Here is a 6,134-nt window from a genome sequence, read left to right on the forward strand (position 1 = left end):
GGCCCCCCGGCCGCGACGGGTTGCCGCAAGGGTGCATGGCCGGAGTTATGACCAAGGCCCCCGCTGGGAACCGTTCGCTGTGAGTGCGCTGTTGGACTCAAATCTGGCCGCCGCGCCAAAGGACCCGACCGATGATTTCGATGTGTACGTTATGATCCGATGGTGGGACTGTCTCATCCGGATACCGCTGCCGATTTTCGGTGCGCAAGATGAGCCATCCATCATAGCGGCGAAAGAGGCGGCGTACCCTTAGCTCATGGGCGTAGCGAATGGCAAAGATGCGCCCGTCGTGGAGCGCCCGGTCGCTGAGATCAACGAGCAGCACATCGCCCTCACGGATCAACGGCGCCATGCTGTCTCCCTGGGCGTAAAGGACAGCCGCGTGCTCCGCGCTCAGTCCTATCCGGCGGAGCCAGTCGGGGTCAACGACCAGTGGGGGTGTCTCCGCCGCGAGCACCAGCTCGCGGCTACCCGCGGACAGCAGGATCCGCCGTCTGGGAATCAACACCGAACGATCGGTTGGCAAGTCGCTTGGGGCACTGGAATGGCTAAGCGCTTCTGGGATTGCGGCAGACGCCTGGTCGCCGATGACGGGTTCCGCGATCACTATCGCGGACGCGTGCCCAGGTGCATCAGGCAACCTGAACGACCCCGTAGCGTCATCGATGAGCAGGTCGTCCAGGGTCCAGCCAAGGGCGTCCGCGACTAACCTCTGTCTGGTTCTGGGAATCCCTCGCTTCTTCCAGTTATTGATGTCCTGACTGCGCACGCCGATGCGGGCCGCAAACGCGGACAAGGATTCGCCCCGCGCACGGATCTCCGCCTCGACTCTGGCCATGGCTGTCATGGGCGCGAAGTGTAGGCAGTCCGCGCTTGACAGCAACAAACTTAATGTTTAATTTATGTTCGTTATGGGCATTTCTCGGGCCTTGGAGCATTGGCCAAGCGGTGTCGATCCAGGCCGCGGGGTAGGGGGTGATCGGCGCAACCTAATATTTTTCAATGGAAAAGTCACGCATTCCAACCGCAGGAGAGGCACCGATGGGGGTTTATGTTCGCCTGAGTATTGATCCCGAAGGGATCGTCCCGGCAGCCTGGAAAGATTTTTATCGCCAGGCGCGGGACTTTCTAACCGGCCACCCGGACGGTTTAGTCGGGCTGCGCCGGGAACCGGTCAAGGGGACCACGCGACTGGTTTATTCCCGCCAGCTTGAGCATGAACCACAAGACCCGGCCCAACGACATCTTCGCGTCTCCGGCGACCTGGCATCCATGACGCACGGGGAGAGTTTTTGTCTCTACGAGGACCTCGGCCACTACCGGACGCGCCAACCATCCACGGTACCGCGCGATCTGTTGCGCGCGGTGCTCAAGGGCGACCAAGGTGTGACCGTGTTCTCCGAAAAGACCCAGGGCCATCCTTACCACCTGGCAGTCTTGGGCGTCGCGATCCTCGCCGAGGGGCGCTTTCCCGACTGCGCGCTGGTCAGCGGTGACATCAATCGGGACCAATGCCTGGACGCCCTGCGCACCCTTGAGGAGCAATGCGGAATCCGTGCGCCGATTCCGTTGCTGGTCGATGCCGATCGACTCTACGCGGCCCTGATCGGCGCGACGCCTTGCCTGGAGTCGATGGACCGTTATGTCTGCGCGGGTACCAACCCGGAGGAGCACATCCGGGTGCTGCAACGACACGTCGCGCGGGAGACGCTGTTGGATTGGCTCGCCGCACAGGTGGGCCAGCATGAGGGACGAGTCACGCTGGGTGTTCTCCGCCGCTTCAGGCAGTGGCTCAACGCCATTGGCGATCTCGACGGGCTGATCGATGCGGTCTGTTGCCGGCCAGTTGGCCCGCAGTTGGCCCCAGAGCCATTGGCCTCGGCTCTGGTCGCAACCGGTATCACGCTGGATCCGGACCGACTCGCTGGCCTCGATCGGCTGGACCGACCTGCGACCACTCCGGACAGTGTTTACTCGCAATTGGGCAACGCCATGCTGGATATCATGGGGGCGAGTGCGCGCAACTGTCGGTATCGCTTAGGCGTGGCGGCGGTTGTCGCACGCCTGCACGAGCGGTTTCCCGCGCATGGCGACGCCTGTCGCGAGACGATCGAGCGCGAAACGGCAACGCTCGTTCAGAAACTCCGCGACCTTGGCGCCCAGGTGGCACACCTCAGCGAGGACGCGGAAGGTGAAGAGGAGAGCGGTGACGGTGAGTCTTTTGTCCGCCATCAGTCCGGTGCTCAGCTCTCGCCGGCGCAAACGTTGATTCTCGATGAGTTTGGTGCGGCACTGAGGCCGCTCTGGGATGACTGGCAGAGCGGGCTCGGCGGGCGTTTCGGGACTGATGTCGAGGCGCGCCACGGACGGCTCATGCACGTTGCCGAAAGCCAAATGCTCGCGTTGACCGAAAGCGGTTGGGCATGGATCGATGCCGAGCAAGATGCCCAGATGTTTGACCTGATGCTCCTGCTCCTGAGTCAGGACGACAGGGCGGAGTTATTCACGAATCTGCGCCGTGGTCTATTTGAGTATCGTGACCTTTGCGATTACTTGAGAATGCGCGTGGTGGGCCGCTAAGTAATTATTAAAAAACAAGTTCTTCGACAGGTATCGATCGCCTTCAGGGCATCTCGAGGCGCACCGGCCGCGTCGACACTGACTCGCAGACGACGTTGGTGTCGAGCAGGATCACGGCTCGTCGTCGCCGAATGCAGGGGCTGCGCGGGGCTGGGAGCGGGCCGGGGGCGCAAGCTCGGCACCCCCCGAGACCTCCAGCACGCGCTGGTGCAGGCGGGTCCCGAGATCCGTCTCGGCGGCGGGTGTCGCCGGGGCCTCGCGCAGGATCCGCCGCGCCTCTTCCTCCATCGAGCAGCCGCGTTGTGCCGCGCTGATCCGCAGGCGGGTCTTGAGTGAGTCGTCGATCTTTCGGATCGTGATCGCCGCCATGGGCGAGCCCTCGGGAAAGCTTACATTTATAGCATGGTAGTCATTGTTTGCGGTTTGGGCAAGGTACAGGCTGCGGCAGTCCGGCCCGCCGGTCTGGCAGCCGGTCTCGCCGGGCGTCGCAGGCTGATCCCCTGAGCGTGCGCCGCGGCCAGAGTGCGATCCAGGTAACGTGGTCGGTGACGTTTGTAGGATGGGCAGAGCGAGAGCGGTGCCCATCCGGCGGGGCGATCCTTGGACGATGGGCATCGCTCTCGCTCTGCCCATCCTACGCTCGGCGCCTGCGCCGCGGTCGGCGGCCCTTGCCCGACTCCCTGCGGGTGGATAAAATCGGGGGGTTTAACTTTTTGAAACTTGCGCACCGGCGCGAGGCCCTCGTGGCGCGCCGACATGGCAATGACCCTCTTCTCACCGTCCACCGCGACGCACCTAACGCCCAAGAAGTGTAGCCCCATGAATACCACCAACCGCAAACCCCTGCCCGGCACCGACCTGAGTTACTTCGACGCGCGTGCCGCGGTCGATGCGATCAAGCCCGGCGCCTACGCCGGGCTGCCGTACACCTCGCGCGTGCTGGCGGAAAACCTGGTGCGCCGCTGCGACCCGGCCACGCTGACCGATTCGCTCACGCAGCTCATCGAGCGCAAGCAGGAGTTGGATTTCCCCTGGTTCCCGGCCCGTGTCGTGTGCCACGACATTCTCGGTCAGACCGCATTGGTCGACTTGGCGGGGCTGCGTGACGCCATCGCCGAGATGGGCGGTGATCCCGCGCAGGTGAACCCGGTCGTTCCGACGCAGTTGATCGTCGACCACTCGCTGGCCGTGGAATGTGGCGGCTTTGATCCGGACGCCTTCGCCAAGAATCGCGCCATCGAGGACCGTCGCAACGAAGACCGCTTCGACTTCATCAATTGGACCAAGAAGGCGTTCAAGAACGTCGATGTGATACCGGCCGGCAACGGCATCATGCACCAGATCAACCTGGAGAAGATGTCGCCGGTGATCCAGGTCCGTGACGGCGTGGCCTTCCCGGATACCTGTGTCGGTACCGACAGCCACACCCCGCATGTCGATGCCCTGGGGGTGATCGCGATCGGCGTCGGCGGGCTGGAGGCGGAGACCGTGATGCTGGGCCGCGCGTCCATGATGCGCCTGCCCGACATCATCGGGGTGAAGCTGACCGGCCGGCGCCAGCCGGGCATCACCGCCACCGACATCGTGCTGGCCCTGACCGAGTTCCTGCGCAAGGAGCGGGTGGTGGGCGCCTATCTCGAATTCTTCGGTGAAGGTGCGGCCGACCTGACCATCGGTGACCGTGCCACCATCTCCAACATGACGCCGGAATTCGGCGCCACCGCGGGCCTGTTTTATATCGACCGGCAGACCATCGACTATCTCAAGCTGACCGGTCGCGAGCCGGAGCAGGTCGCGCTGGTCGAGAACTACGCCAAGACTGCCGGTCTGTGGGCCGACAGCCTGGTCGACGCCGAATATCCGCGGGTGCTGGAGTTCGATCTGTCGTCCGTGGTGCGCAACATGGCCGGCCCCTCCAATCCGCACCGGCGTCTGCCGACGTCCGAGCTGGCCGCGCGCGGCATCGCCGGTGCCTGGGAAGAGAAGGAAGGCGAGATGCCGGATGGCGCCGTGATCATCGCGGCCATCACCAGTTGTACCAACACCAGCAATCCGCGCAACGTGGTGGCGGCGGCCCTGCTGGCGCGCAAGGCCAATCAGCTCGGTCTGGTGCGCAAGCCCTGGGTCAAGTCCTCCTTTGCCCCGGGCTCCAAGGTGGCCAAGCTGTATCTGGAGGAGGCCGGTCTGCTGTCCGAACTGGAGAAGCTCGGCTTCGGCATCGTCGGCTATGCCTGCACCACCTGCAACGGCATGTCCGGTGCCCTGGACCCTGCGATCCAGCAGGAGATCATCGACCGGGACCTTTATACCACGGCCGTCTTGTCCGGCAACCGCAATTTCGACGGCCGTATCCACCCCTATGCCAAGCAGGCCTTCCTGGCCTCGCCGCCGTTGGTCGTGGCCTACGCCATTGCCGGTACCATCCGCTTCGATATCGAGAAGGACGCACTCGGGGTGGATGCCGCAGGTGGGCCGATCACCTTGAAGGACATCTGGCCGTCCGATGAAGAGATCGACGCCATCGTCGCCGCCAGCGTGAAGCCGGAGCAGTTCCGCCAAGTGTACATCCCGATGTTCGCCGTCGCGCAGGACGATGGCGTCAAGGTCACCCCGCTGTACGACTGGCGGCCGATGTCCACCTACATCCGCCGTCCGCCTTACTGGGAAGGGGCGCTTGCCGGGGCGCGCACGCTGAAGGGTATGCGTGCGCTGGCCGTCCTGCCGGACAACATCACCACCGACCATCTGTCGCCGTCCAATGCCATCATGGCGAACAGCGCCTCCGGTGAGTACCTGGCCAAGATGGGCCTGCCGGAAGAGGACTTCAATTCGTATGCCACCCACCGCGGGGATCACCTGACCGCCCAGCGCGCCACCTTCGCGAATCCGCAGTTGGTGAACGAGATGGCCGTGGTCGATGGGCAGGTCAAGAAGGGATCGCTCGCCCGGATCGAGCCGGAAGGGAAGGTCACCCGGATGTGGGAGGCCATCGAGACCTATATGGAGCGCAAGCAGCCGCTGATCATCATCGCGGGGGCCGACTATGGGCAGGGGTCCTCGCGTGACTGGGCCGCCAAGGGCGTGCGGCTGGCCGGTGTGGAGGCCATCGCGGCTGAAGGTTTCGAGCGAATCCACCGGACCAATCTGGTCGGTATGGGCGTGCTGCCGCTGGAGTTCAAACCGGGCGTGAACCGCAAGACCCTTGGGATCGACGGCACCGAGACCTTCGATGTGATCGGCGAGCGCAAGCCGCGTGCCGACCTCACGCTGGTGGTCAACCGCAAGAACGGCGAGCGTGTGGAGGTGCCGGTGACCTGCCGTCTGGATACCGCCGAAGAGGTCTTGATCTATGACGCCGGCGGGGTATTGCAGCGCTTCGCGCAGGACTTCCTCGAGTCCTCAATAGCGGCCTAGCCCAAAGGAGTCGGGGCGTCCCGCCCCGACTCCTTGTCGTTGTCGTTGTCGTAATCGGGGTTATCGTAGCCCCCCTGGATGCTCTGGCGCGCCACATCGCATCGCTTCTCCGAATTACGATTTCGACAACGACAACGACA

4 protein-coding genes are annotated in these 6,134 nt (G+C 63.9%); 2 read left to right on the top strand and 2 right to left on the bottom strand.

Annotated elements, in window-relative coordinates:
* Positions 1-97: 97 nt before the first annotated feature.
* Positions 98-838 (bottom strand): S24 family peptidase, encoded by a 741-nt coding sequence (locus QZY48_RS27180; RefSeq protein WP_295436703.1) that lies wholly within the window; start codon positions 836-838, stop codon positions 98-100.
* 164 nt (positions 839-1,002) lie between these two features.
* On the opposite strand from QZY48_RS27180, the gene QZY48_RS27185 reads away from it, so the two are divergent.
* Positions 1,003-2,580, top strand: coding sequence for a hypothetical protein (locus tag QZY48_RS27185; RefSeq protein ID WP_295436705.1), 1,578 nt, complete (start codon positions 1,003-1,005; stop codon positions 2,578-2,580).
* Between the two features lie 111 nt (positions 2,581-2,691).
* On the opposite strand, the gene QZY48_RS27190 is transcribed toward QZY48_RS27185, so the two are convergent.
* A complete protein-coding gene (locus QZY48_RS27190; RefSeq protein ID WP_295436706.1) occupies positions 2,692-2,949 on the bottom strand; it encodes a plasmid stabilization protein in 258 nt (85 codons plus the stop codon).
* Between the two features lie 450 nt (positions 2,950-3,399).
* Between QZY48_RS27190 and acnD the strand changes: the two genes are divergently transcribed.
* Positions 3,400-5,994, top strand: a complete 2,595-nt coding sequence (gene acnD / locus QZY48_RS27195; RefSeq protein ID WP_295436708.1) for a Fe/S-dependent 2-methylisocitrate dehydratase AcnD — start codon at positions 3,400-3,402, stop codon at positions 5,992-5,994.
* Positions 5,995-6,134: the final 140 nt, after the last annotated feature.

The organism is uncultured Thiodictyon sp. (assembly GCF_903828115.1).
Lineage (GTDB): Bacteria > Pseudomonadota > Gammaproteobacteria > Chromatiales > Chromatiaceae > Thiodictyon.

Bases quoted from the DNA above. Each gene is read 5' to 3' on its own strand.
- QZY48_RS27190 (WP_295436706.1), bottom strand. From the start codon at position 2,949: ATGGCGGCGATCACGATCCGAAAGATCGACGACTCACTCAAGACCCGC.
- acnD (WP_295436708.1), top strand. From the start codon at position 3,400: ATGAATACCACCAACCGCAAACCCCTGCCCGGCACCGACCTGAGTTAC.
- QZY48_RS27180 (WP_295436703.1), bottom strand. From the start codon at position 838: ATGGCCAGAGTCGAGGCGGAGATCCGTGCGCGGGGCGAATCCTTGTCC.
- QZY48_RS27185 (WP_295436705.1), top strand. From the start codon at position 1,003: ATGGAAAAGTCACGCATTCCAACCGCAGGAGAGGCACCGATGGGGGTT.